Consider the following 25,539-nt stretch of genomic DNA (forward strand, 5'->3'; position numbering starts at 1 on the left):
TACCCTCAAATAGCTACTACCTAGAATTCCTACTTAACTACCAAACATGAAGACTTTTTTCGATGCCTTCATCTCCTACGGACGAGCTGATAGCAAAGTATTTGCTACCAAACTACACCAACGATTAACCGAACTTGGTTTCAGAATCTGGTTTGATCAACAGGATATTCCTCTGGGTGTAGACTTCCAAAATCAAATTGATGATGGCATTGAAAAATCCCATAACTTCTTGTTTATCATTGCTCCCCATTCAGTCAAATCTGCCTATTGTCTCAAAGAGATTCAACTCGCCGTTAAACTCAACAAACGCATCATCCCTCTACTTCATGTTGAACCTACGGATTGTTGGGATAAGATGCATCCAATTATCCAACAAATTAACTGGGTCTATTTCCGAGATAATACAGAGGATTTTGAAACCTCATTGGCTGGGTTACTCCAGGTAATCCACCATCAAAGTGATTATGTCAGACAACATACGGAAATTTTAATCAAGGCATTGGAGTGGTCTAGACATCACAAACAAACCAACTACTTGTTAATTGGAGAAGAGCAAAAACAGGCTCAATCTTGGCTAAAAGTTAGGTTTACTGATCAGCAACCTCCTTGTGTTCCTACAGACCTACAGTGTGAGTTGATTTGTGAAAGCACCAAGAATGCCAATAACCTTCTGACCCAGGTATTTATCTGCTACGCCGATCAAGATAAGCCGGTGATGCGGAAAATTGCTAAAACCTTAATGCGGAAAAGCTTTACTGTTTGGACGAATAAGACCGATATTCAAACCGGTACCCCATTCCAAGACGTAGTCTATCAAGGTATTGAGGGAGCTGATAATATTGTCTACTTAATCTCACCTGCTTCCCTGAAATCAGACTATTGTCAGCAAGAAATCACCCACGCCTTGGTTAACAACAAACGGATTATTCCCCTCTTGATTGAATCCATAGAACTAGAGTGCATACCTACCCAGATCAGAGCGTTACAATTTATTGACTTTACTACCTATAATGATGAAGCGAAATACCGCATTGATGCTGACAAAATGATTAAGGTATTGCATCAGGATGAGCCCTACTACTCAGACCATAAGAGGTTATTAGTAAAGGCGATTAAATGGAAAAATCAAAATCGTAATTCCAGTATTTTACTGCGGGGATACAATTTGCGATATTATCAAAATTGGCTCACTCTTAATCAGCAACGCAACTCTTATCCTCCCTTACCCCTTCATCACGAATTTATTACTGAAAGTAGCCATCAAATCCCCTCATCCTCTTTAGAAGTATTTATCTCCTATTCCCGAGCAGATTCCGATTTTGCCCGTCAGTTAAACGAGGCACTCCAGATGCAGGGAAAAAGCACTTGGTTTGACCAAGAAAGTATTCCTACAGGGAGTAATTTTAAGCAGGAAATCTATCGGGGTATTGAAAATTCTGACAACTTTATATTTATCATTTCCCCTCGCTCAGTCAATTCACCCTATTGTGCAGATGAGGTGGAATACGCCGAGAGTTTAAATAAACGGTTTGTGACTATATTACATCACGAAGTAGCAGTAGACGTGTTACATCCGGAATTAGCTAAGATACAGTGGATAGACTTTAGAAATTATCGGGGAGATTTTTATGCCAATTTCAGTGAATTGATCAGAACCCTAGATACTGACCGAGACCATGTCCATAACCACAGCAAGTTGTCTCAGCGATCCTTGGAATGGGAAAAAAACCACAAAAGTCCTGACTTGCTGTTGCGGGGGATTGAGTTTTCCATTGTCCAAAACTGGTTGCTGGAAGCTGAGCAAGATCATAAATATCCTCCCCCAACTCCTTTACAGAAGGAATTTTTTGAAGCCAGTAACAACACTATTGAAGCGTCAAAAGAAGCCGAAAAACAGCGACAAGCAGAAATCTTACGGTTGCAAGAGGAACGTACAAAGGAAGCAAAAGCACGACTAGCAGAACAGAAGAAAAGACTTAGACAACAAAAATTATTTATTGTCGGAGTCATTATAGCATTGGTAGCAGCTGTTGCCACTCTTATCCATCAAATTCAAGAAAAAAAGTTGGCTGAAAATAACCTCAAAATTGCTAAAGCCAAGCATCTTCTCTCAGAAGCAAAGACGTTTTTAAAACGACACCCGACGAAAGCTTTACGCATTGCCGAGGCTGCTTATAAGATTGACAATACCCATCAAGTGCCTGAGGTTTCACAATTGCTGAGTATAGCCTACCATTCAGCAATTCATCGCCGCTTCTTTTTTTACTCTGCCAATATGCGACATAAAAGGGCTGTGACTAGTGCAGTATTCTCGCCGGATGGTAATATAATTCTCACGGCTTCAGAGGATACCACAGCAAAATTGTGGAATCTCAAGGGGGAGCGAATCACTACCTTAGCCGGACATTCTGCTAGGGTTAATTCTGCTGTATTTTCCCCAGATGGCAATACAATAGTGACTACCTCACAGGATAAAACGGCTAAGTTGTGGGATAAGGAAGGCAATTTGCTCAATACCTTACGAGGGCATGATTGCCTCCGCAACGGTCAGTGCCAGGTTAATTCTGCCGTTTTTTCCTCAGATGGTCAGACAATTCTCACCGCTTCTGATGATAAGACGGCAAAATTATGGGATAAACAGGGACAACTAATTAATACCTTGAGCGGGCATAAAGATATCGTCGTCTCTGCCATCTTTTCTCCTAATGGTCAGACAATTCTCACCGCTTCACGGGACAAAACTGCCAAATTATGGGATAAGGATGGGAATTTGATCACAACTCTAGATCAGGATAGCTGTTGGCATGTACATATAAAGGATTATCATTGCGGTCTTACCTCTGCGGTATTTTCTCCAGACGGAACTCACATTATCACTACCAGTAAAGATAAGACAGCTAAGTTGTGGGACCACAATGGCAAGCTTATCAACATAGTTAAGGGACATACCGGTTGGGTTAATTCAGCGTTCTTTTCCCAAGACGGTGATCAAATCCTTACTGCTTCTGAAGATGGCACTGCTAAGTTATGGGATAAGGATGGAAACTTAATTAAAACCTTTGCAGGACATTCAGATGCAGTCAAAAAAGCCTTGTTTTCCCCAGACAGTAATCACATTATTACCGTTAGTTATGATAATACTGCCAAAATTTGGGATTTGGATGGAAACGCGATCGCTAATTTAATCGGTCATCAATTATCGGTTACTACTGCAGCGTTTGCTCCCCATGGAGACAAACTCATCACCGCCTCTGATGACTCTACAGTAAAGTTATGGGATATCACCCAACAACCCGTTAATTCTAGTTTTAGACATTCAGCAGCTGTGAATTCTGCTGTGTTTTCTCCTGACGGCACAAAAATATTGACAGCCACTACCGATAAAAACGCTTATTTATGGGATCTGAGCGGAAAATTGCTCAAGCAACTTCCTCATGACTGTGATGTCTGGAATCACTGTGCTGTAAAAACAGCAGCTTTTTCCCCTAATGGAAATTATATTATCACGACTTCCGATGATGGCAAAACCCGGTTATGGAATGGAAAAGGCGATCGCCTGATCATGGCTATTAATTTACATGATCACTATAATAACTTAACGATATTTGGTAGGAATGGTGCTAAATTTTCCAGCTTTTCCCAAGATGACCAGCAAATTCTCACTACCTCTTATGATCAAACTGCCAAGTTATGGAATTTTAGTGGCAGTGAACTTATAGAAATATCAGAGTACAAAGGACACAAGGGGGTAGTTAATTCCGCTGCGCTATCTCCTAACCGCCAGCAAATACTTACCGCTTCTAACGATAAACTTGCGAAGTTGTGGAACGTAAACGGAGAAATAATTACTGATTTTAAAGGACATAAAGATGCTGTTAATTCTGCCGTCTTTTCCCCTGATGGTAAAACAATTCTCACTGCTTCAGAAGATCACACCATAAAGCTGTGGGATTTGAATGGAAACGAGATCCGAACCTTTGGAGGAGGTCGTGAGAAAGGACATAAGTTTGATGTTAATTCAGCGGTGTTTTCTCCCGATGGTAAAACAATTCTCTCTGCTTCTTCTGATAAAACTGCCAGGTTGTGGGATTTAAACGGTAGGTTAATCCTGGTGATGAGAAACAATAATGCTGCTGTGAACTCCGCCGTGTTTTCTCCCGATGGCACCAAAATCCTCACTGCTTTCAGCAATGGGAATGCCAGGGTGTGGCTCAAGCCGGAGGCTATATATGAGTGGTTGCAAACAGCTAAAATTTATGAGCTGTCACCAGGAGATCGGAAGGTGTTTGGTTTAGAGGACAGGTATTCTAGATAAAATCCTGACGATATCAAAAACCATAACTCCACCTTGCCCGATGGCCTCGGGCATCAATATGGGTGAAACAACTGGCACTGGCTAGACCACCTCGGGAACCCCACCAGGAATCCAGGCGTTTATTCACCGACATTGGCGATATCCCCTCAACGACAAAATCCACAGCATCCCCAGAAAGATGACGGGAGCGTGTAGCACCACCAACTTGGCGATTGGTTACTGGGTCGCGATACCAAGAGTTAACCACGATGGGGCGATTGCCAAAGTATTCCCTAACTTCCTCCATGACCTCAGCAATTTTGAAAATGTTCTCCACAATACTTTTGTTCGTAGGAATGCGAGTACCATTTTTAGTTGCCTCTGCCCAACTAAAGTGACCACCAGTGATAATCGGCTCTGATAGGTAAAAGGTTTTGTCATATCCAGGCAACTGAATTGGACCAGTCTTGTTAGAGTTAATCTTAATTAAGTCAGATTGTTGTTCATCCTTAGGTGCGTTATCGGGTTCACTCCCTTCAATTTCAACATGGTCACAGAAGACGTACCAGGTTTTTAATGGTGGTGTGCCTAAAGCAACATTAGCCAGGACTACCTGAATATGCTTATTCTCCGCTGGCTGATCCGATGTAATATCAAACTCCGTGTTTGCCTTGACGAAAACTTTTTGTGAGTCCTTGAGCTGATAGGACTGCTGGCTACTTGTTTTAAACACAGTATCGCTCAGTACTTTTAGCCTAATCCCTGTATGTGGCCTAGTGCCTCGACTCTCTGGTTTCCGAGATTGTTGCGGAAGTACAAAATTAGTGGGTAACTGAGTGCCATTGGAAAGTTGTACAACAGCAGACTTTCCCACAGAGACTAATTTGCGATCAGCATCATCCTGCCAGCGACGAGCAAATTCAGTGAGCACTGATGGCGACTGCTGTTGTTGCAGCCAAGCTAGTGCTGCATCTTGATGAGGCAGTTTCCCATAACCTCTGAGCATATCCAGGAACTGAATTGATCCCGTGTTCCTTGGCTGTTGCCAATTAACAGAACTTTGTGGAGTGGCAAACTGTAACCGTTGATTAAGCATTCCTTGGTAATACAAATACCAAACAATTGCTGCTGCTCCTATCTTGTACCCTTGACCATAGGAATCATTATTGTTACCTATCAGGGATTGATTCCAATACTGTGAGCTACTAAAGTGATTGGTGCCATTCCAAAGATACTCGGAATTTTTACCCCCCTTAGCATCACAGAAATTATTCCATAGCTCAAACCCCCATAGCATTGCGCCGATTGAGTGGTCTTTGGCAGTGTGGAACTGTTTCCAGCGCAGTGCATCAATCGCACTCTCAACAAAGGTGTATTGTTGTCCGTTAGCTGGTGGAGCAATGGGTCTTCCTTGTGGGTAGCGAATTGTTCTATTAGTTAAAGAATCGCCATTGTGCAAATGAGTGTCTCGAAAGTCCAGCTCTCGATAGTGCAAAATTCCGACAAACCACCAAGGCACTCCTGTTTGCCGCTCCACTAATCCGTAGTCTCCTTGCCGTTGGAGGATTTCTTGAACAATGCGGCCAGTTGGTTCTAGGCAGCTTCGCCTGAGCTGACAAGTAGCAAAAAGTTGTTCATATTGAGGTTTGAGAGTACGAAGTCGCAAATCGCTAGACATTTTTATTTTGACTTTAGGACTAAATACAACTGTTAGGGGGAGTTATTCTGGGTGAGGTACAAAATTTTGGGTTTTAGGGAGTAGGGAGTAGGGAGTAGGGAGCAGGGAGCAGGGAGCAGAGAGCAGGGGGTTATTTTTATAACTGAATAATATCCAATTTAAATGGGCAACAGCTTACCAATTACCAATTACCCTCAATCATCCCATTAATAAGTAAGGCCTGTTTTTTATTGTATCTTTATTTTTTTGTATTGATGGTATTTTTGCTATTATTTTTATGATTTAAGTAATTTCTTTGAAAGCGTTTTTTTTAAAGGCCATTAATAAAGTTTTTAGATAGGCAAAAATACGCTTTTACCTTAGCAGTATTAGAGAGTAATAAAGCGATACATCGCTATTCCCTACTCCCTACTCCCTACTCCCTATTCCCTATTCCCTATTCCCTATTCCCTATTCCCTACTCCCTACTCCCTACTCCCTACTCCCTACTCCCTAAGACTACCGTATAATAATATAATAGATCAAGCGTAGCCCTGATTACCACTGTCAGCCAATCTATTATGCTTAAAAGTTCTTTGCCAAAATCCTCTCTGAGGACTGAGCAACCTCCAGACTGTGAGATATCCCAGTTATCCCCTACTTCCTTGACTCTGATCGCTGATTTCTTTAAAGTCTTATCTGAAGTAAGTCGCTTGCAGATTATCTGTTGTCTGAAGTCCGGCTCAAAAAATGTTAGTCAAATTATCGAAGAAACAGGCTTAGGTCAGGCCAATGTATCCAAGCATTTAAAAATCCTGGCTAAAGCAGGGATTGTCACTCGCAATCAACAAGGAATCAATGTCTTTTACCAAATAGCTAATCCCTTTATCTTTGAGCTATGTGAGCTAGTGTGTGATTCCCTGTCACTGCAAATAGAGCAACAAAATCAACAGCTAGAGCAACTCAAAGCGATGCAGCAATCTTTTTAGTGACCTTGGTAATTGGTAATTGGTAATTGTGATTACTCCGGAAGCATTACCCATTACCAAAAAAACCATAGACTATGAATACTACTGAAACAACCGGACACGAGATCATATCAAGTCTGTTTGAATACCGATAATCTAGGGGGGTGGGCGCGGGGAGATGAGTACCCCCCACACCCGGTCACCCTGTCTACTTTAATGCCTTGTTGTCACCCCCTCAGGTATATGGTTGTGGCTTTCCCATTGCCAAAATTGGTGAGTTTCAACAGCACCTATTTTCAGAAACACAGCACGCCCGTATGTCTGGATGGTTATCACAGCAATCATTGAGCAGAAAAGACATCAAGTCCCCGAGATTTCCAAGATTTGCACGATAGATGATATTCCGCGATTGACGTTCAGACGAGATCACCCCTGCCTGCTCCAGTGCTGATAGGTGAAATGAGGCCCGTGAGGAAATCGCATCAACCTGCTTACCAACTTCCCCCGCTGATGCCCCTTTTTCACCGCACTGAATCAAATACCTAACGACCCGCAAACGGGTTTCATGAGATAGTGCGCCGAGCATGTCTAAAGCTTGTTTTTCTCTCATATTTCAATATCTCTTGAATTGTTGAGATAAAAATATTATACTTCCTATTGTGGCCATCAATCAAGCCTTGCCCGCAAGGTGGAAATTTAAGATGTAAGGACTCTGTTCTATGAAAATCGTCAGTTTCAAAATCTGCCCTTTTGTTCAGCGTGTCACGGCTTTGCTTGAGGCAAAGAACATCGATTACAAGCTGGAATTCATCAGCCTGAGGGATAAACCCCAGTGGTTCTTGGATATTTCGCCGAACGGTCAAGTCCCTGTGCTGATTACAGATAAAGGAAAAGCGCTGTTTGAATCCGATGCGATTGTCGAATATATTGAAGAAGCCTTTCCTGCGCTTCAGCCAGAGCTTTCCCTTGAAGATAAAGCGACAAACCGAGCATGGAGCTATCTGGCGTCAAAGAACTATCTAGTTCAATGCAGCGCGCAACGCAGCCCCAACGAAAACGTTCTGATGGAACGCAGCCAGAAACTTGGACATGCCTTTGACAAAATCGAAAAACAGCTCGGTGATACGCCATTCTTCGCAGGTGAAACAATCAGTTTGGTTGATCTAGCCTGGCTGACAATCTTGCACCGCGCTGACATCATTCAACGCCGGTCAGGTTACGATTTTATCGGAAATCGCCCTAAGCTAAAGAAGTGGCAAAAACAGCTATTAGCAACAGGACTTGCAGAAAAGTCCGTTGCACCTGACTTTGAAGAAGCGTTCTCAGGGTTTTACCTGTCAGACCAAACCTTTCTTGGACGAGGTTGCACCGTAGAAAACTGTTCCTTTAGTGAGGCATGCGCAACTGATGCATGCTGCTAAAGCATCGCACAAGGTTCACGGGCAATTCGTCAGCACCTAAGCTCCGGCGTTGCTGAATCAAAGAATGAATAGGAGTAGAGTGGGCATCCTGCCCGCCCGCAAATATATTGAAACTGGCAAGATGCCAGTTCCACGCAAGATGCCTATTCCACAAAATTCTTAAAATCATTCCATTATTAAACAACGCCAAGCGTCCTTCCTAGGCAAGAGGCAACACCTGGATTCCGCCTCTTTCCTGGGAGTTTTATTATCAACAAGACTTACGCAGCTGAAAGGAAAAATCAAGGTTTTAGCCAATCGGGAACTTTGGATCACGGAATTACAGCGGTTTTAGACATCTGAGTGCGTAATATCATGTTCGGATAATTAGTGATAAAAAACCATCTCCGATTAAACCTTACTCCTTTACTTCTGCCTTCTGCCTTCTGCCCTCTGCCTTCCTTTCGCGCCTAGTATAAGTATTCAACCGGACATGATATAAGTCCTGTCAGACAAAAAACTGAGACAAAACTGAGACAAAAAACTGAGACAAAAAACTGAGACAAAAACTGAGACATTCTGTTGTTGTATTCCCACTATTCTGAAACTATAGAACGTTTAGCGACATGCAGCTATTAGGCTGAGACCGCTGAATGTTCAGACTTTGCTGATGTATATAACTAGGATTTACGGCTTGTTGTCCAAAGTTCAACATCAGACTATCAACTCACAAATTAAGGATAAATTTCAATGTCACAAATCACAGGTACAGCAGGAGACGATTTCCTAACTGGAACTGCTGACGCTGATCAGATTGATGGCTTGGACGGCCATGATTTCATCCGTGGTGAAGGCGGCAATGATCTAGTCGAAGGCCGAAGAGGTCGGGACGATATTTTTGGCAACGGAGGCAATGACACCCTCAATGGTGGTGGCGGTCGAGATGATATCTTTGGCGGCGAGGGCAATGACCAGCTCAATGGGGGTCGCGCCAATGACGAACTCTTTGGCAATCGGGGCAACGACCAGCTCAATGGCAATGATGGTAATGATACCCTAGCAGGGGCTGGCTATGTCATAGGTAATACTAGCTTGGCTTTTGGCGGCGGCGAAATTGATACTCTAACTGGTGGGTCAGGAGCAGACCGGTTTAATTTGGGGATTCCAGAACGACTTCTCGATGACATCCGTCTGCCTGAAGGAGTATTCTATACAGCGTCTGGCAACAGTGACTACGCTTTGATTACTGACTTCAGTGTTGCAGAAGATACTATCGGTCTGTTGGGCAGTGCCAGTGACTATGTTTTGGTCGAGCAAAGCTTTGCTGGTGCAGGGGACTCATCAACGGATACTTTAATCCATCAGAATAATTCTGGTCAAGCTGGTGAACTGATCGGTGTTGTGGCCGATGTCACCGGTCTTGCTCTGAGTAGCCAGACCCAATTCACCTTTTTCTCCTAGTATTGAGTCCGCTGCTATAGCAATCCTAAACTAATTAGTGAACAACACTTCTTAACTAAAAGAGTACTGAGTTTTTAGTACTAAGTTTTGAGTAAGAACTGTCACTGTTCACGCTTCAAATAGGATTGCTATAAAAGGGATTACTACTAAGTGCAGCTTCCCATAATTAAAAACTAATAGTTAGTAATGCAACAAAGCTGTTAAAAACTTATGGGAAGCTTTATTAATTTGGCTTAACGTTTGCCTCAACATTTGCAGTGGCTCAGGGTCAGGATTAGTTCACTGTCATTAGCTAAAGGGCTGATTACCAATGCGTATTCTGTTTCTACACCCCAATTTCCCAGCTCAGTTTCGCCATCTGGCGACCGTGTTAGCTCAAGATAGCAGCAATAAAGTAGTATTTGGTACTCAACGCCGGGAAGGGAGCATTCCTGGTGTCCACAAAATCCTTTACCAGCCCTCTCGCCAGGCGAGTCCAAAAACTCACCACTACGTTCGCAATTTTGAAAGTGCTGTCCTCGAAGGTCAAGCGGTTTACCGCATGGCACAACAACTCAAGACTGAAGGTTTTATTCCTGATGTGGTTTATGCCCATTCCGGTTGGGGACCAGGATTATTTATTAAAGATATCTTCCCCCAAGCCAAATTCTTGAGTTACTTTGAGTGGTTCTACCGCGCCCATGGCTCTGATGCAGACTTCGATCCATTTGACCCTCTTGATGCCAATAGCGAAGCTAAAATTCGGGTTAAGAATGCTCCGATTCTAATAGACTTAGCTAGTTGCGACCAAGGGCTTTGTCCTACTTATTGGCAGCGTCAACAGTTCCCCAGTGAGTATCACGGTAAACTCCAAGTCAGACATGATGGGGTGGATACGAGTTTCTTCCGACCTGAGCCAGGAGCTACGTTAGTCTTGCCCTCCCTGAACTTAGATTTATCAGGAGTTAAAGAAATTGTCACCTATGCTACCAGAGGGATGGAACCCTATCGCGGTTTTCCCCAGTTTATGGAAGCCGTGGCTCTGATTCAGCAGCGACGACCCCAAGCCCATGTGGTGGTAGTAGGACAAGACCGTGTTGCCTACGGTAAGACTCTACCTGATGGCAAAACTTACAAGCAACTGATGCTCGAAAAACTGGATTTGGATTTATCCCGCCTCCATTTTACCGGTTTGTTGCCCTATTCCCAATATCTCCAGGTCTTGCAAGCTTCTAGTGTACATATTTATCTAACTCGTCCCTTTGTTTTGTCTTGGTCGATGTTAGAAGCAATGTCTACAGGCTGTCTGGTGATTGGTTCTAATACTGCTCCCGTTCAGGAGTTAATTAGAGATGGTCACAACGGACTGTTAGTCGATTTCTTTTCCCCCCAAGAGATTGTGGAAAGAGTAGATGAAGTGCTTGACCATCCGGAGAGCATGGCAGCACTGAGAGCCAAAGCGAGGAAAACGATTATACAGCACTATGATTTGGCTCAACTGTTGCCACAACATTTGCAATGGCTCAAGGTCAGGATTAATTCCCTGTCATTAGCTAGTTGAGAAGTACAGACCATTAACTGAAGATTTTTGCAATTTTAAGGAGACACTAAGATGCGATTTTTTATAGGTACAGACGAAAGCGAATTAATTGATCTTGAATCATCAACTGAAGGTTTTACCTTTGTCTTAGCTCAAGGTGGTGATGACACTATTATTGGCGGGAGCGGTGATGAAACCCTCCGTGGTGATGCAGGGAATGACTCGATCAATGGCGGTGATGGCAATGACTCGATCAATGGTGGTGACGATAACAACTCGATCAATGGTGGTAATGGTAATGACATCATATTTGTTCTTGGTAATGGCAATAATACCCTCCGAGGTGCTCCAGGTAATGACACTATCTTTGGCGCTGATGGCAATGACTTGATCAATGGGGGACAAGATCAAGATAGCTTGAGGGGTTTTGATGGCGATGATACCATTCGTGGTGGTGCCGGTAATGATACCATCCTTGGTGACAATGGTAATGATTCACTTTTTGGCGGTAGCACTGGTGATGATTTCATTGAAGGTGGTGGAGGCAATGATACCCTTGACGGTGGAACGGGTAATGATTCACTCTTTGGCAACTTTCAATCTTTTACCGCTGACGCTGGTGTACCGTCTAATAATTACGTTGTAGGTGGCACTGGTAATGATTTTCTTTCTGGTAATCGAAGCTTTCCTCGGGGTCAAGATACATTAATTGGTGGTGCTATTGGTGTTAACTCTGGTTCAGGAGAAATTGACACTTTGCAAGGTGGTCTATCCAGTCAAGATACTTTTGTACTTGGGCTGAGGGGGTGACATGCAAGCTAAAATCCTTACTGCGTAATAATTTCAGCCCATAAGTTCCAAAAAGATACATTCTGTTTTGGGCGCGACCTTGGACGTATTTATAAGGATTTGAGCTTCCAGAAAGCGATGCAGCGCCGACCTGTGGGGGTTTCCCACACTCGGGCTTTGCATCAAGACAATGAATCGAGGGTTAATCTGGGGCTGTATCTTCCATAAGCTCATTGGCATCAAAGCCTTATATACTGAGCTTTTTAGGGCTCATGTCACCCCCTCAGGTACTTGGGTTAGCAGCAGACCCGGCCAATGGTCTCCCTCAAGATGAGATACTTTACGATAACGGGGGATTAAATGACTATGCTTTGATCACTGAATTTGGAAGACAAGGAGATAGTCGGGGTCCAGATACAATTCAATTGGTAGGAGAGCTTGATGATTATGTCTTAGGGGCATCTCCTTTCAGTTCCACTCAACTAGCTATTTCTGTCGATTCTAACGGTAATGGTACCTTTGAATCTTCCGATGAATTAATTGGGATTGTTCAGAATGTTCATCCCCTTGAGATTACTGTGCTACAAACTCCGGAGGTTTTATTCACTTTCGTTTAGAAGCAAGGTCGTTTTGCTGAGAGAGTGACAATAGTGCAGCACTATTAAATATCAGTGATAGAACGGGAAAATGGCAAGGGGGGAGGGCAAATTGCCAATGTCAATCTTTGTCATTTAAAAGGAGAAAAGACCATGGCAAGAATTGTAGGTACTTCAGGTAACGATACTCTCAATGGTACAAACTTAGACGATGTAATTCCTGCTCAAGGTGGTGATGACTTAGTTAACGCTCTTGATGGAAACGACACTATCGATGGTAAAAATGGTGCAGATACTCTCAATGGCGGTAACGGCAACGACAGTATCGAAGGCGGAACTGGTAATGACTCAATTGATGGTGGGGATGGCTTAGACACAATCCTTGGTGAAAATGGTAACGATACCATAAATGGTGGTTTATTCATCGACAGCATTTTTGGCGGGGATGGCAATGATTCAATCTATGGTGGAGATGGCCCTGATTCCATTTTTTCTTTAGATTTTCTCTACGGTGAAGCTGGTGATGACACTATTAATGGTGGCACTGGTAATGACAGTATTTTTGGTGGAGAGGACAACGATAGCCTAGATGGTGGTGTGGGTAGCGATCGCATTGAAGGTGGTGCGGGCAATGATATTATTCACGATCTCTTAGGTAATCAACGGGTTATTGCTGATACGGGCAATGATACTGTGACCACTGGAGATGGAAATGACTACGTCGAAGGTGGTGAGGGAGATGATGTGATTAGCACTGGAGGTGGTACTTATGATGCTGTCGATGGTGGTGCTGGAAACGACACTATTGATCTCGGTGCAGGAGATGATGCTCCTCCTACTGGCATTAATAATGGCTTTGGTGCTTTCGGTGGTGCAGGGAATGACCTCATCTATGGTGGATTAGGAAGTGACAATGTTAATGGTGGTGCTAATAATGATACCTTGATTGGTACTGATGCCCAAGGAACAAGCATTAACCAAACTGATACCTTAACTGGTGGTGCTGGCGCAGATACCTTTACTTTAGCACTATCGACCGATCAAGGAACTGTCTTACTCTACGATGATGGTGATTCAAATACTACTGGTATTTTTGATCTAGCTATCATTACTGACTTTACCATTGGCGAGGACATTGTAATTCTGACAGGAGATCCGAGTCAATATAATTTCGACATCAGAGCCACTAGCGGATCTCTAGTATTTCTAACCCTTTCAATTGGGTCAAGTCTCGATCCCTCAACCGTACCGTTTGAACAAATTGCGACGTTCACCTTTGATACTGCCAATGGAGATAATACCAATCTCGATCTGAGCGATCCTACTCAGTTCCAGTTTATCTAGGATTACTCAAACTCCTCTCAAATTAAGAAATGGTGGGAAATAGTTTTTCTACCTGATTTGCAATGGCTCAGGGTCGGGATTAATTCCCTGTCATGAGCTAGCTGAGAAGTAAAGACAATTAACATTTTTGCAATTGTAAGGAGACACTCACATGCGATTTTTTCTAGGTACAGACGAAAGCGAATTAATTGATCTTGAATCATCAACCGAAGGTTTTACATTTGTCTTGGCTCAAGGTGGTAATGACACTATTATTGGCGCGAGCGGTGATGAAACCCTCCGTGGTGAGGCAGGTAATGACACTATCTCTGGCGGTGATGGGAATGATGACATTCGTGGTGGAGATAATGACGACACAATCAATGGTGGTAATGGTAATGACAACATAGGTGGTGGTAACGGTAATAATCGCCTCTTAGGTGCTCCAGGTAATGACACCATCGTTGGCGGTATTGGCAATGACTTTATCAATGGTGGACAAGATCAGGACAGTCTAATTGGTTTTGATGGTGAGGATACCATCCGTGGTGGTGCCGGTGATGATACTATAGACGGTGGCAGGGATAATGATTCTCTGTTTGGGGGTAGCACTGGTAATGATTTCCTTGAAGGTGGTGCAGGGGATGATACCCTTGACGGTGGAACGGGTAATGATTCTCTCTTTGGCGACCTTCAATTTGCTTCCTCTGAGCCTAATGTACCGTTTAATGATTACCTGGTAGGAGGCACTGGTAATGACTTTCTGGCTGGTGGTAACAGCATCGATTTTCCTCAGGGTCAGGATACATTAATCGGTGGTGCTATCGGTGTTAACTCTGGCTCGGGAGAAATTGATACTTTACAAGGTAGTATATCCAGTCAAGATACCTTTGTACTTGGGTTAGCAGCAGATCCAGCTAATGGCCTCTCTCAAGATGAGATACTTTACGATAATGGAGGCGCACAAGACTATGCGTTGATCACTGAATTTGGAAGACAAGGAGCTGGTAGCGGACCAGATACAATTCAATTGGTAGGAGAGCTTGATGATTATGTCTTAGGGGCATCTCCTTTCAGTTCCAATCAACTAGCTATTTCTGTGGATTCTAACGGTAATGGTACCTTTGAATCTTCCGATGAATTAATTGGGATTGTTCAGAATGTTAGTCCCCTTGAGTTTACTGTGCTACTAACTCCGGAGGTTTTCTTCACTTTCGTTTAGAAGCAAAGTCCTTTGGCTAACACAGTGACACATGAGTATCACTGGGCAGAAGTCAAACATCAAAGTCAAACATCAAAGGTGAGTGCGGAATCCAGATGCAGGTTCTGGGTTTCGCACTCAAGAGAATCATTTGTGATTTCTCATTAGTCTTAATACAATACCTATGATACTGGACTTTCTTAATACTTGATAATTAATCGTTATTTTATAGCTTTCCAAGGATTCCCTAAAAGCCAAGACAACAGGCCAGTAATAAATGCGATCGCAAACCATATCCATGACCGATATATAATAATAACCACAGACAGAATAGCAATCAGCAATAAGGCTACTTGCACTACCAGGGAAATCAACTTCTGGCGACTACCATCACCTTTGTGAATCCCTGATGATTGGCTAATCTGTTGCCACCAATAAAATAGTTGTAAGGATTTATTCAAGACTTGATAGATCAAACTACGACCGAAGCCTGGAGTGCGATCGCCTAATACAGTGATCAGCATATCTCGCACAATCAGGGCAGCTCGGGTAGCGAGATTTGTGAGGATAGTAGTGGGAATATCATTTGAGAGTGTCTCTGAACCCACCTGGTAATAGTTGAGAAAGAACGTTTCTTTACCCTGGGGTAAGGAGTCAATGCCTTTCCTAGCTAATTCCTGAGCTGCTAGTAGACTAATGGTTTCATTAAAACTACCCTGAACTAGACTATACTGGGGTTTGGTGCTTAGACTTGTGGTTAGATTTGTGGTTTGACTATCGTTAGGAGCAGCAGGTTGAACTCGCTGTTGACTCCACTCTAGTTGTTCAGCAATTTCATCTTCAATCACATTCTGTAGGTCAGTGCTGAGAATATCACGATGTCCTTCCAACACTAAATCATCCAGTATTGTTTTGAGATCAGCTTCAGACAGATCTGGATTAGGAGTCGCCAGCTTACGTAGATGACCTTTAATTTTATCCTGCTCTTCAACTGTAGCGTTAGGGAAAGACTCTTGAATTAAAAAATCTAAGTACTGTTCTTTAAACTCATCAAATTCTTCTCCCGTTTCAGGAATGTTATATTCTTGAGCTTGTCGTTTCAAAAACTTAGGAAACTTAGCAATACCCTCAGGAGTAAGTAACGCTTCCACGATCCGGTTTAATCCGTCTAAGCGCCCCCACATAATATCATTGGAACGCCAAGACTTTTTAAAGAAACCGCCAAATGCATTTAAGGTATCTCCCGCCAGTTTACTATCTAAGTTTTTCCCTTTACCAAAACCCAGCTGAGCATCATCTGGACTAATCCGAATCGTCTGGATCAGGTCTTTTTCCTCAATTTCAGATAGATACTCAAAGGGATAAAGAACTTTATCGAGTTCTCGAAATCGTTGAAAACGAGTCAAGAGTTCTTCAGACTGATTTAGCCCACTTAGTTCAATAAATTTCTCTGATGCTTTCTCTATCTTACACAAAACGGAGGAGTATTCGTTACCATTATTTTCATTCTTGTTATTTTTGAATTTTTCAGCAAGCCAGATTTTTTGAAGTTGATTTTGTTCTTGATCTACTTGATTAACTTTTTGCTTCAATTGTTCAAAAATGCTGGAAATTAGCGGCTGGGGCAACCAGTCAATGGTGGTTTTGCCAACTGTCTGGGTTTCAGAGTTAGCGGCTAATTGTTCTGCTGCTTCTGGTAATTTTTGCAATAAATAGGCTGGGACTTTTTCTAAATAGGATTGCTGATGGTTTGCTGGGACAAATTCTGCTAGCCCCTCAGCATCGAGCAAGAAACGGTATAACCGAATTAGACGGTTGTAAATCTCACTACGCAGTTGATTATCCGTAGACTCCGAACTTTGATTAGTTTGAAAGTATGATATCAGGTCATAGAAGGATTGACTAACCTGGGGATGATTCAACAGCTTAGTTGATGCCATCTTAATAACTTCTAGGAGTTTAATGTGACGACCTAGCCTTAAGGCTAGGGATTGGAGCATTTTATACTCTGATAATGATTGCTCCTGATTCATCAACTGACAAACTTTTTTAATGATATAGAAGTGCTTCCTTAAGGCATATTCGATATCGAGATTGCTAATCTGTTGACTAGGGTCTTGGAGAATAATGTCGTGATTTTCCCGTTTTTCCGGTTCAGTAATGTGTTGGGTCAGTAGCTTAGCTATTTTATCTAAAAGGACTTGGTTGTTTAATATTTCTTGGTAAGATTTGGTGCTACTGACTTGAGACATTCTCAAGACTAGAGGTAATGTGCGATCGCGTAAGCTAATCAGACGACTACGCCAATAAATTCCCGTCTCAACTGGGAGGGTTGTCTGTTGGGAGTTGTCAGCCTTGGCAAATAAGGGGGATTCTGCATCGGCTAGCAGAGACTGGTAGCGCTGGATTTTATGGTTACGGTCTTTGATTAACCCCAAATCATTACTAATACTTTCATAGGTCGGCATTCCTAACAACGACTCCTGGATTACCTCCCAGACATCAGGCTTTGGCATCTGATTAAACTTTTGGCTGCCAGCAAAATTATCTGGACTGGGATCGATATAAAATAACTTGCGCTCAACTGGATAATAGTCGGCACGATAATACATTTCTTTGATGGTATAACTGAAAGGCCGATTATCTAGCACACCTCCATCCACAAAGTGCAATTGATACCCACCGGTTGGAGGGGTTTCCGGTAACTGGCGATTCTTCAGGATTCCCCAATCTACTAACTTGGCATCTACCTGATTGCTAGGATTATCTAACTCAACGGTAACTACAGGGAAGGCAACTGGAAAACACGATGTAATACGACACAGTTTTGCCAGAGCTTGATAGGTATCTTGAACCGTTGAATTGTTTGGGTTAAAATTTGGATTAAAGGGCTCTTTGCGACCTTGACGGTGCTTGAGATGAAAGATCGTGCGGTGGTCTTTAAGATCAATCACCCGTCCGGTATCATCAAAAACGGTATCAACCCGTCCTACAATATCAGTTCCTGTCACAAATAAATCTAATTCATTAAAGGAAGATACCCACTCACCTGAGGGTGCTTTCTTTTTATTACTCTGCCCTTGTTCAAAGGCTTTAGCTAGTGCATTTTGATAGTAGCCCTTGCCATCTAAAATAGATTCCCCATCATTTTTACCTTGACTAATGCTAGGTTGATGCATGAGCTTGCGGATGTTGCCATTTTCCCGCCAAATTTGGGCAAAGTTTTCAAAATCGATAACTTCATCCTGACTACTATTGGTCAAGGCGTAGCTAAGCAAAACCCCATTAATCCCTCCCGCTGAGGTGCCTGAGAGAATATCAACAATAATATCAGAATCAGTAAGAGCTTTAACTAGTTTATAGATACCTCTACCGCGAACTGCATTATAAAATTCGCGGCAAACACCGTTCATATAAATCGCTAGAGAGACTCCACCATAAACCACTAGTCCTAAGCGCAGTTCTCTGCTAAATTCTGGCTTGCGAAAGTTTTGGCTAGACATAATATGGCTCTCCAATTAGGGACGTTACCGTTAGTTACTGGCTAAATAGTAGTAAGGTGCTGCTGACACAAACTGCGGAAATCATCTCCCCGATGTTCAAAGCTTTGGTATTGGTCAAAGCTAGCACAGGCGGGAGAAAGCAGGACAACACCCGCATTATACTGTTGAGCCCGTTCTGCTGCTCTTGGTACTGCTTTCGCCATAGTTTCCACAATTTCGTAACTGGAATAGCTAGCTTCCTGAAGGCGTGCCGCAAAAGCAGGTGCTGCCTCACCAATGAGTAACACAACCGCTGCTTTGAGTTTAATGGTTTCAATCCAACTGCTATCATCACCAGCTTTGGCTTCCCCACCAGCAATTAGAATAGTGGGTGCAGCTACTGAGGCTAAACCGACTTGAGCCGCATCATAGTTGGTGGCTTTACTATCATTGATGAAGTCTATCCCCTGCCAGGTAATCACCTTTTCTAGGCGATGGGGTACACCAGAAAACTTGGCAATGGCGGATGCGATCGCATTTTTTTCAATTCCTGCCAATCGTGCTGTTGCCACTGCCATTAATAAATTTTGTCGATTGTGATCTCCGACCATCTGTAAGGATTTCACTGGCAAGATCGGTTCTGAGTCTGCTATCACCCAGTCATCTTGGATGTAAGCCCAAGGTTTAAAATTCCTGTCCCCCTGACCACCTGTGATACTGATCCAATAGGCATTGGGCCAATAGTTGACTCCCAAATTACCCAGGTAAGGGTCATCCCCATTGATAACTTGTAACTGGGACCGACGCACCAAAGACGCCTTGATGTCATAATAGTTTTCCAGGGTTTTGTGGCGGCTGAGGTGGTCAGGGGTCAAGGTTGTCAAGACACCAATACGAGGAGCAAGGTCTTTGGAAGATTCGATTTGGTAACTACTGATTTCCCCAATTACCCAATCGATTGGGGATGTTTCCCCAGGTTTACCCGTGATTTCTGGTGCTAGGAGGAGTTCGCAAGCGGCATAACCAATGTTACCGCAGGCGGGGGCATGGAAACCAGCTTCTTGAAAAATAGCAGCAATCAGGGAGGTGGTAGTAGTTTTGCCGTTAGTACCAGTAACAGCTACCCATGGACAGGATTGGAGATAACGCCAAGCTAGTTCAATTTCGCCTATGGTGTCAATGCCTTGGGTTCTGGCTGCAACTAAAACTGGTATATCCCAGGGAACACCAGGACTAACTACAATCAGCTGGGGTAAGTCTGAAGAGTCTAGGGTTAGGGAATAACCCAGTTTAAGGTTAATTCCGTCTCTGGCAAGCTGTTGTTGTTGGTGTTGCCAGTCTTCTGGGGTATAACGTGCAGCGATCCGTTCAGGGCTAGCGGCATCGCTGAGAGTGACATCCCAACCTTCTTTTCTTAGGAGTCTTGCAGCTGCAAGACCTGACCGTCCTAATCCAATAACATCAGCCTTAGGCATACTTTGATTGGTAGTGCATCTGATGGTTTGCCGTTTTAACTATAGCAGTTATAGGGATTTTGAATTGGCTAAGTTAGTTACGCCCTTGGAATTTTAGGACGTAGGGAGTAGGGAGTAGGGAGTAGGGGAATAAACTTGACTTTATCTTATAAGTATGATTAACGCTATAAGTCTTTATTACTTGACATTAATAGGACTTAAATTTTATCCAAAAATATCGAATGTTTTAAAAATAGTTCCTTGCCCAATCTCGCACTGATCGCAGAATTGCCCGCCTACCATCAGCCCGATGGCGCTCAATTAAACTAGGAAGCTCTTGAATCGGTAACTCAGGAAAAACCCTACTCTTTGCTTGTTCTACATACTCACCCTCTTCCAGTAAGTAAATTGTTAGTTTGCCAGAATCATAGCACCATATTTCTGGGACTCCCAAGCGAGAATAGATTGGCAAACGAGGCAGTGATTTACTCGTTACATCAATTTCTATAGCGAGATCTGGGGGGGGATCTTGGTTAAGATCTAAGTCCAACCTGCCTCGAATCGCCGCTTCATTTTGGATATAAAAACAATTATCTGCTTCTACCCCAGCTAAGCTACTCTCTCGCCGCCAGGTTGTTGACCCTAAACTTTCGTAGTCTAAATCTAGTTCATCTGCCAGCTCTTTAACTAGGTCACCAATCACCTCTTTATAATATTCATGTTCAGGTAAAGGAGTCATAATCTCAATGGTACCATAATCATAGGCTAAACGAGCAGAGCGATGGTCACCTAAATCCAGCAGCAGATTTTCAAACTGTTCCCAGGAAATGTTATGTAAAACCACCCGATCTGCTCTCTGTTTCGTCACTACCATTAGTTTGGTCTCCGAAGCTAATAATAGGTCATTTTTTTATTATAGAATTACTATCTATAGCAGTTATCAATTGGGTAAGTTACAAAGTGCTGATAACTGCTAAGCATCCTCGGCAGTCGCTCATGGGGGAGACCCCCTTTGGCGGCGCTGCCTCTCTATCAAGCTGAAAAAAAAATTTTTTGACAGGGATTTTCCAAAAAGCGATCTTCCTTTGCAACCGCTTCGCCAAGGGAATCAAAACTACCAGGTTATTGACAAGAAATTCGGGATGTAATTTAAAAATTAATATTATATCAAATATTAATAAAGCTCAACAGGTGCTGGGTTGAGCAGTCCAAAAACTCCAGCAGCTTTAAGTCTGAGGGGAATATGAGGATTTGACCTTGCCATATGAGCCGAAAAATCTTAATATAAATTAATGGAAGACAATATTTCTCAACATATTAACTATGGCTACTTCAGAAGAACAACGCAAACAGAAAATCATGGAGCACCTGCAGAAAACTACGGAAGTGCCTGTGGAGCAGCCTTCTTTATCAGAGGCTAGGAAGCAGAAAATGATGGAGCACATCAACATGACACGAGGTTAAGACAAACCTATAGCAAGTGCGTAGGGTGGGTGAGGCGGTAAGCATTCAGCTATCAGCTATCAGCTATCAGCTTTGGGTCTGTGGCCAAGCTACACCGAACAGTTTATGCCCATAGCACATGCTACTCGCCCAGCGTGCGCGTAGCGCAATCGGTGCTTTTAGGTGCGACCCGTGGCGAATTTAATTATTAATGGTAAGAGCGCACCTTTGAATAAAATAAGCTGACGGCTGACGGCTGACGGCTGACGGCTGAATGCTTACGTTAGGCGCGGCCAGGATTTGAGCGATTAGCAATCAGTCTTGGGAAGCGCCGTAACCCACCTTCTTCAAAATTTCTCCCCTGACGACTGAGCTATGATGGCAAAGCCATATTTCTAAACCATGGAAATTCATGACCGAAAGTCTAAGGGCGCAACGCCCCACCGATTCTATCCATGGGGTTAGCCCGCAGGGAATTTATTCCCTGATCAATCTCCGGGAACTTTTCTCGGAAGACATCGACTATAATAATAAGTAAATTCAACAAAAAACTAAGGAGGTAATTAAAAGTGTTTGTAATGGAGTTCAAAGCGGTAATCAAAGAGTCCCAAAAAGTCGCAATAAATGAAGCTATTAGGACAGCAAAATTTGTCCGCAACAAAGTGCTTCGATATTGGATGGATAACAGAGGGGTCGCCAAAAAAGAACTCTACCGTTACAACACTCAACTCAGGGATGAATTTAACTTTGTCAAAGAACTTAATAGTCACGCCTGTCAGGCTTCTGTCGAAAATGTAGAAAGGGCGATTAAAAGGTTTTTCGATAATTGCAAGAAAAAAGTCCCTGGCAAGAAAGGTTATCCCAAGTTTAAGAAGCATTATAGGTCGGTTGAATATAAGCAATCTGGATGGAAATTATCCCCGGACAAAAAATCTATCAAGTTTACCGACAAGAAAGGCATTGGGAGGGTTAAACTCAAGGGCACCTGGGACTTGTGGAGTTTCGACCAGAAACTTATTAAGCGAGTTAGGATTGTTCAAAGAGCTGATGGCTATTACGTCCAGTTCTGCGTAAAAATCGATAATATTGAGCGACTAGAGGCTACTGGTTTTACTGTTGGGTTGGACGTAGGCTTGAAGGAGTTTTATACCGACTCTGATGGATACTCAGAACCTAACCCCAGATTTTATCGCAAAGGCGAAAAGCGCTTAAAGTTTTACCAGAGACGAGTATCTCGAAAAAAGAAAGGCTCATCCAATCGCAAGAAAGCAATTAATAGACTAGGCAGGACACATCTTAGAATAAGTAGGCAGCGTGAAGAACATGCCAAGAGACTGGCGCGTTGCGTAATCCGGTCTAACGACCTGGTCGCCTATGAAGATCTCAGAGTCAAGAACCTGGTCAAGAACCACTGTCTTGCTAAATCTATTAATGATGCGGGTTGGTATCAATTTCGAGAATGGTTGGAATATTTTGGCCAGAAGTTTGGAAGGATCACTGTTGCAGTTAATCCTGCTTACACAAGTCAAAACTGTTCTGATTGTGGCGAAGTGGTCAAGAAATCTTTGTCAACTAGAACCCACACCTGTAAGTGCGGATGTCAGCTAGACCGCGACCACAACGCCGCTAAAAACATCTTAACGAGAGCCTTGGGTACGGTGGGGCACACCGGAACTTTAATCAACGCTTGGGGAGATCTGTCCTCTACTCTTCCTGGTTCCGACCTGGTTGAGCAAGACGGGTCTATGAACCAAGAATCCCCTGGCTTCTAGCTATGGGGAGTGTCAAACAGCCCAACAGTCGCTTTATGAACGAGGCCATTGCTCTATCTGTGATCAGCGTTAGGTCTGGAAAGGGAGGTCCATTTGGAGCAGTGGTTGTCAAGGATGGAGAGATTATTGCCAAAGCTCATAATCAAGTCACCTCCACGAATGATCCTACGGCACATGCTGAAATTGTAGCTATTCGTGATGCCTGCAAGGTCTTACAGACTTTTCAACTGACCGGTTGTGAACTCTATACTAGCTGTGAGCCATGCCCGATGTGCCTCGGCGCGATCTACTGGGCTAGGCTGGACAAGGTTTACTATGCCAATACTAAAGCTGATGCGGCTCAAATTGGATTTGATGACCAATTCATTTACGAGGAATTGGACTTGCCCATAAGCGATCGCAAACTTCCAATCATTCAATTAATGCGGGATGAAGCCTTAAGAGCTTTCCAAGAATGGCAAGAAAAAATCGATAAGGTAGAGTATTAATACTATAGCAATTATACGACTTGTGAGGTACAAATTTCTGGTTTTTAGGGAGCAGCGATGCAGCGCGGTCTTGGGGGTTTCCCCCATGAGCGACTGCATCAAGACGGGAGCAGGGAGCAGGGAGCAGGGAGCAGGGAGCATAGAATAGGAAAGAGGGAAGAGGGAAAAGGGCAAAAATAATGTGTACCTCATAGCTACGATAAACGCTAGAGTGTAGCAGCTGAGGGCTAAAAAAAACGCGATTGTGCTACGCACACGCGTGCGCGATCGCTATTGAATCAAAAGGCGATCACCCTTAGCAAGAGAGATGGGGATATTTTTATTAAAGGTAATTATTCTGACATGATATACAGGGTTTATAAATGAGATGTAAACCTGTATGGTATTTTTTTACTGTTCAATAAAACTGCTGATATCTTTCCCCCTTTGTCTGTTGTATTTTGTATGCAAGCTTTTTGCGGCAATTCCTATGTTTAAAACCCAGATACAAACCCGCTTATTACCTAACCCCTCTTTATTCAGTGCCTAGAGAAAAATTAAGATTGCTGGTTGAGCTAGAGTCTAGGCTGTGGGGTTTAGGAGAATTCACGGACTATTTCATATTTCTTTACAAACTGTCCCGAATTAATTAAGTCAATCACCCTAAAAAAAATGTGAATTATCGGCTGTGGGGTGTAGGGGAATTCCAGGGCTATTTCATATTTCTTTACAAACTGTCCCAGATTAAGTCAATCGCCCAACAAAAATTTAGATAATATTAAATTTAATAGCTAGAGATTGGTAGATAAAGTAGACTGCAACTAGTCTAAGACTATGCGGCGACTATCTTACTAGATTATTGACTAAGATTATTCCCTAAAAGTTAGCACTTACAATTCTAACCAATGCTTGGCTTTGAGTTGGTCAACGATTCTCCGACAACTATCAAAGCACTTAACTAATTAAGTTATCAATTAACTTTTCAAAAGTCAACCCTCAACAGTAATAACTCAACCATGGATAATCGTTGCATGATTCCGGTAGTTAGGTCTCCCAAAGACTACCAAGCTTATCGTATTAGTCCCCAGGATAAAAATCGCTTAGCCATTGTCTTCGATCCAGACAGTGCTAATGCTTCAATAACATTTTGTGTAGAGATTTTTGAGCCAGGAGGAAAGACTCCGCTCCATTATCATCAAATTGGAGTAGAAATGTTCTATATCCTCAAGGGTCAAGGGTTAGCCAGCTGTGATGGCAAAATCGTTCAGCTGCGGACTGGAGATACCTTATTAGTGCCGCCTACAGGAATTCATGAAATTAGAAATACTGGCACTGGTCGTTTGTATACCCTGTGCTGGATGGTGCCTAATGAGGACTTTGCTGAACTGGTTCGCAGTGGTACACCGGTTGAATTCGATGAAGAGGATTTGAGAGTGCTTGGGGGTCAAGATGTGTTGGTAGCTTGTTGAATAATTTATGTTGAATAACTAAATAGCTGGATATCTGGGACTGTTAATCACTTGATAGCGAACAGCGAACAGCGAACAGCGAACAGCGAACAGCTATTATAATATGATTAGATGCGCTTTTGCCCAGACTTTCAATTATCATTAATTTAGAACTATTAGGCACGACAATCGCGCGAATTTAATTCTTAATGGTAAGAGCGCACCTTTAAATTCTCTCCTTAGAGGTTTTTTTTAGCATGATAGC

At 43.0% G+C, this 25,539-nt stretch carries 20 protein-coding genes; 15 read left to right on the top strand and 5 right to left on the bottom strand.

What is annotated here, in order from left to right; genetic code table 11:
• Positions 1–46 precede the first annotated feature (46 nt).
• On the top strand, positions 47–4,315 hold the full coding sequence (locus tag F6K52_RS06430) for a TIR domain-containing protein (protein ID WP_293075517.1): 4,269 nt from the start codon (positions 47–49) through the stop codon (positions 4,313–4,315).
• 13 nt (positions 4,316–4,328) lie between these two features.
• Here F6K52_RS06430 and F6K52_RS06435 read toward each other — a convergent pair whose 3' ends face one another.
• Positions 4,329–5,972: a D-Ala-D-Ala carboxypeptidase family metallohydrolase gene (locus F6K52_RS06435; RefSeq protein ID WP_293075519.1), complete on the bottom strand. Its 1,644-nt coding sequence runs from the start codon at positions 5,970–5,972 to the stop codon at positions 4,329–4,331.
• A 560-nt stretch (positions 5,973–6,532) separates the two neighbouring features.
• Between F6K52_RS06435 and F6K52_RS06440 the strand changes: the two genes are divergently transcribed.
• Positions 6,533–6,940 carry a metalloregulator ArsR/SmtB family transcription factor gene (locus F6K52_RS06440; protein ID WP_293075521.1) on the top strand — a complete coding sequence of 136 codons (408 nt, stop codon included), beginning with the start codon at positions 6,533–6,535 and terminating at the stop codon, positions 6,938–6,940.
• A 259-nt stretch (positions 6,941–7,199) separates the two neighbouring features.
• On the opposite strand, the gene F6K52_RS36920 is transcribed toward F6K52_RS06440, so the two are convergent.
• Positions 7,200–7,529, bottom strand: a complete 330-nt coding sequence (locus F6K52_RS36920; RefSeq protein ID WP_364416324.1) for a metalloregulator ArsR/SmtB family transcription factor — start codon at positions 7,527–7,529, stop codon at positions 7,200–7,202.
• Between the two features lie 109 nt (positions 7,530–7,638).
• Between F6K52_RS36920 and F6K52_RS06445 the strand changes: the two genes are divergently transcribed.
• The 7 genes from F6K52_RS06445 (at position 7,639) to F6K52_RS06475 (ending at position 15,229) form a co-directional block, all read left to right on the top strand.
• Positions 7,639–8,340 carry a glutathione S-transferase family protein gene (locus F6K52_RS06445; RefSeq protein WP_293075523.1) on the top strand — a complete coding sequence of 234 codons (702 nt, stop codon included), beginning with the start codon at positions 7,639–7,641 and terminating at the stop codon, positions 8,338–8,340.
• Between the two features lie 729 nt (positions 8,341–9,069).
• The gene (locus F6K52_RS06450; protein WP_293075525.1) at positions 9,070–9,780 is read left to right on the top strand and encodes a calcium-binding protein; all 711 of its coding nucleotides are present in this window, start codon (positions 9,070–9,072) and stop codon (positions 9,778–9,780) included.
• Between the two features lie 310 nt (positions 9,781–10,090).
• Positions 10,091–11,320 carry a glycosyltransferase family 4 protein gene (locus tag F6K52_RS06455; RefSeq protein ID WP_293075527.1) on the top strand — a complete coding sequence of 410 codons (1,230 nt, stop codon included), beginning with the start codon at positions 10,091–10,093 and terminating at the stop codon, positions 11,318–11,320.
• Between the two features lie 51 nt (positions 11,321–11,371).
• On the top strand, positions 11,372–12,109 hold the full coding sequence (locus tag F6K52_RS06460; RefSeq protein WP_293075529.1) for a calcium-binding protein: 738 nt from the start codon (positions 11,372–11,374) through the stop codon (positions 12,107–12,109).
• Positions 12,110–12,360: 251 nt separating this feature from the next.
• Entirely contained in the window at positions 12,361–12,705 is a 345-nt protein-coding gene (locus tag F6K52_RS06465) for a hypothetical protein (RefSeq protein WP_293075531.1), read from the top strand.
• A 132-nt stretch (positions 12,706–12,837) separates the two neighbouring features.
• Positions 12,838–14,028 carry a calcium-binding protein gene (locus F6K52_RS06470; RefSeq protein ID WP_293075534.1) on the top strand — a complete coding sequence of 397 codons (1,191 nt, stop codon included), beginning with the start codon at positions 12,838–12,840 and terminating at the stop codon, positions 14,026–14,028.
• Positions 14,029–14,179: 151 nt separating this feature from the next.
• Entirely contained in the window at positions 14,180–15,229 is a 1,050-nt protein-coding gene (locus F6K52_RS06475) for a calcium-binding protein (RefSeq protein ID WP_293075536.1), read from the top strand.
• Positions 15,230–15,429: 200 nt separating this feature from the next.
• Here the strand turns inward: F6K52_RS06475 and F6K52_RS06480 are convergent, their stop codons facing one another.
• The 3 genes from F6K52_RS06480 to F6K52_RS06490 form a co-directional block, all read right to left on the bottom strand.
• Positions 15,430–18,711: a patatin-like protein gene (locus F6K52_RS06480; RefSeq protein WP_293075538.1), complete on the bottom strand. Its 3,282-nt coding sequence runs from the start codon at positions 18,709–18,711 to the stop codon at positions 15,430–15,432.
• A gap of 41 nt (positions 18,712–18,752) precedes the next feature.
• A complete protein-coding gene (murD, locus tag F6K52_RS06485) occupies positions 18,753–20,165 on the bottom strand; it encodes a UDP-N-acetylmuramoyl-L-alanine--D-glutamate ligase (RefSeq protein ID WP_293075540.1) in 1,413 nt (470 codons plus the stop codon).
• A 226-nt stretch (positions 20,166–20,391) separates the two neighbouring features.
• On the bottom strand, positions 20,392–21,018 hold the full coding sequence (locus tag F6K52_RS06490) for a Uma2 family endonuclease (protein ID WP_293075542.1): 627 nt from the start codon (positions 21,016–21,018) through the stop codon (positions 20,392–20,394).
• Between the two features lie 449 nt (positions 21,019–21,467).
• Here F6K52_RS06490 and F6K52_RS06495 point away from each other — a divergent pair, with 449 nt between their 5' ends.
• The 6 genes from F6K52_RS06495 (at position 21,468) to F6K52_RS06520 (ending at position 25,295) form a co-directional block, all read left to right on the top strand.
• Complete coding sequence (locus F6K52_RS06495) at positions 21,468–21,608, top strand: hypothetical protein (RefSeq protein WP_293075544.1); 141 nt, start codon at positions 21,468–21,470, stop codon at positions 21,606–21,608.
• Between the two features lie 391 nt (positions 21,609–21,999).
• On the top strand, positions 22,000–22,125 hold the full coding sequence (locus tag F6K52_RS06500; RefSeq protein WP_293075546.1) for a hypothetical protein: 126 nt from the start codon (positions 22,000–22,002) through the stop codon (positions 22,123–22,125).
• Positions 22,126–22,156: 31 nt separating this feature from the next.
• Entirely contained in the window at positions 22,157–23,359 is a 1,203-nt protein-coding gene (locus F6K52_RS06505) for a transposase (protein ID WP_293075548.1), read from the top strand.
• Positions 23,360–23,361: 2 nt separating this feature from the next.
• Entirely contained in the window at positions 23,362–23,847 is a 486-nt protein-coding gene (locus F6K52_RS06510; RefSeq protein ID WP_293075549.1) for a nucleoside deaminase, read from the top strand.
• A gap of 57 nt (positions 23,848–23,904) precedes the next feature.
• Positions 23,905–24,027, top strand: a complete 123-nt coding sequence (locus tag F6K52_RS06515) for a hypothetical protein (RefSeq protein WP_293075552.1) — start codon at positions 23,905–23,907, stop codon at positions 24,025–24,027.
• 815 nt (positions 24,028–24,842) lie between these two features.
• The gene (locus F6K52_RS06520) at positions 24,843–25,295 is read left to right on the top strand and encodes a cupin domain-containing protein (RefSeq protein WP_293075554.1); all 453 of its coding nucleotides are present in this window, start codon (positions 24,843–24,845) and stop codon (positions 25,293–25,295) included.
• The last annotated feature ends 244 nt before the right edge of the window (positions 25,296–25,539 follow it).

Source organism: Moorena sp. SIO3H5 (assembly GCF_010692395.1).
Taxonomy (GTDB): domain Bacteria; phylum Cyanobacteriota; class Cyanobacteriia; order Cyanobacteriales; family Coleofasciculaceae; genus Moorena.

Excerpts from the sequence above, each read along its gene's own strand:
- F6K52_RS06480 (WP_293075538.1), bottom strand. The coding sequence starts at position 18,711 with ATGTCTAGCCAAAACTTTCGCAAGCCAGAATTTAGCAGAGAACTGCGC.
- F6K52_RS06510 (WP_293075549.1), top strand. The coding sequence starts at position 23,362 with ATGGGGAGTGTCAAACAGCCCAACAGTCGCTTTATGAACGAGGCCATT.
- murD (WP_293075540.1), bottom strand. The coding sequence starts at position 20,165 with ATGCCTAAGGCTGATGTTATTGGATTAGGACGGTCAGGTCTTGCAGCT.
- F6K52_RS06430 (WP_293075517.1), top strand. The coding sequence starts at position 47 with ATGAAGACTTTTTTCGATGCCTTCATCTCCTACGGACGAGCTGATAGC.
- F6K52_RS06475 (WP_293075536.1), top strand. The coding sequence starts at position 14,180 with ATGCGATTTTTTCTAGGTACAGACGAAAGCGAATTAATTGATCTTGAA.
- F6K52_RS06460 (WP_293075529.1), top strand. The coding sequence starts at position 11,372 with ATGCGATTTTTTATAGGTACAGACGAAAGCGAATTAATTGATCTTGAA.
- F6K52_RS06490 (WP_293075542.1), bottom strand. The coding sequence starts at position 21,018 with ATGGTAGTGACGAAACAGAGAGCAGATCGGGTGGTTTTACATAACATT.
- F6K52_RS06520 (WP_293075554.1), top strand. The coding sequence starts at position 24,843 with ATGGATAATCGTTGCATGATTCCGGTAGTTAGGTCTCCCAAAGACTAC.
- F6K52_RS06495 (WP_293075544.1), top strand. The coding sequence starts at position 21,468 with ATGGCTACTTCAGAAGAACAACGCAAACAGAAAATCATGGAGCACCTG.
- F6K52_RS36920 (WP_364416324.1), bottom strand. The coding sequence starts at position 7,529 with ATGAGAGAAAAACAAGCTTTAGACATGCTCGGCGCACTATCTCATGAA.
- F6K52_RS06445 (WP_293075523.1), top strand. The coding sequence starts at position 7,639 with ATGAAAATCGTCAGTTTCAAAATCTGCCCTTTTGTTCAGCGTGTCACG.
- F6K52_RS06435 (WP_293075519.1), bottom strand. The coding sequence starts at position 5,972 with ATGTCTAGCGATTTGCGACTTCGTACTCTCAAACCTCAATATGAACAA.
- F6K52_RS06465 (WP_293075531.1), top strand. The coding sequence starts at position 12,361 with ATGTCACCCCCTCAGGTACTTGGGTTAGCAGCAGACCCGGCCAATGGT.
- F6K52_RS06515 (WP_293075552.1), top strand. The coding sequence starts at position 23,905 with ATGCAGCGCGGTCTTGGGGGTTTCCCCCATGAGCGACTGCATCAAGAC.
- F6K52_RS06500 (WP_293075546.1), top strand. The coding sequence starts at position 22,000 with ATGACCGAAAGTCTAAGGGCGCAACGCCCCACCGATTCTATCCATGGG.
- F6K52_RS06450 (WP_293075525.1), top strand. The coding sequence starts at position 9,070 with ATGTCACAAATCACAGGTACAGCAGGAGACGATTTCCTAACTGGAACT.
- F6K52_RS06470 (WP_293075534.1), top strand. The coding sequence starts at position 12,838 with ATGGCAAGAATTGTAGGTACTTCAGGTAACGATACTCTCAATGGTACA.
- F6K52_RS06455 (WP_293075527.1), top strand. The coding sequence starts at position 10,091 with ATGCGTATTCTGTTTCTACACCCCAATTTCCCAGCTCAGTTTCGCCAT.
- F6K52_RS06440 (WP_293075521.1), top strand. The coding sequence starts at position 6,533 with ATGCTTAAAAGTTCTTTGCCAAAATCCTCTCTGAGGACTGAGCAACCT.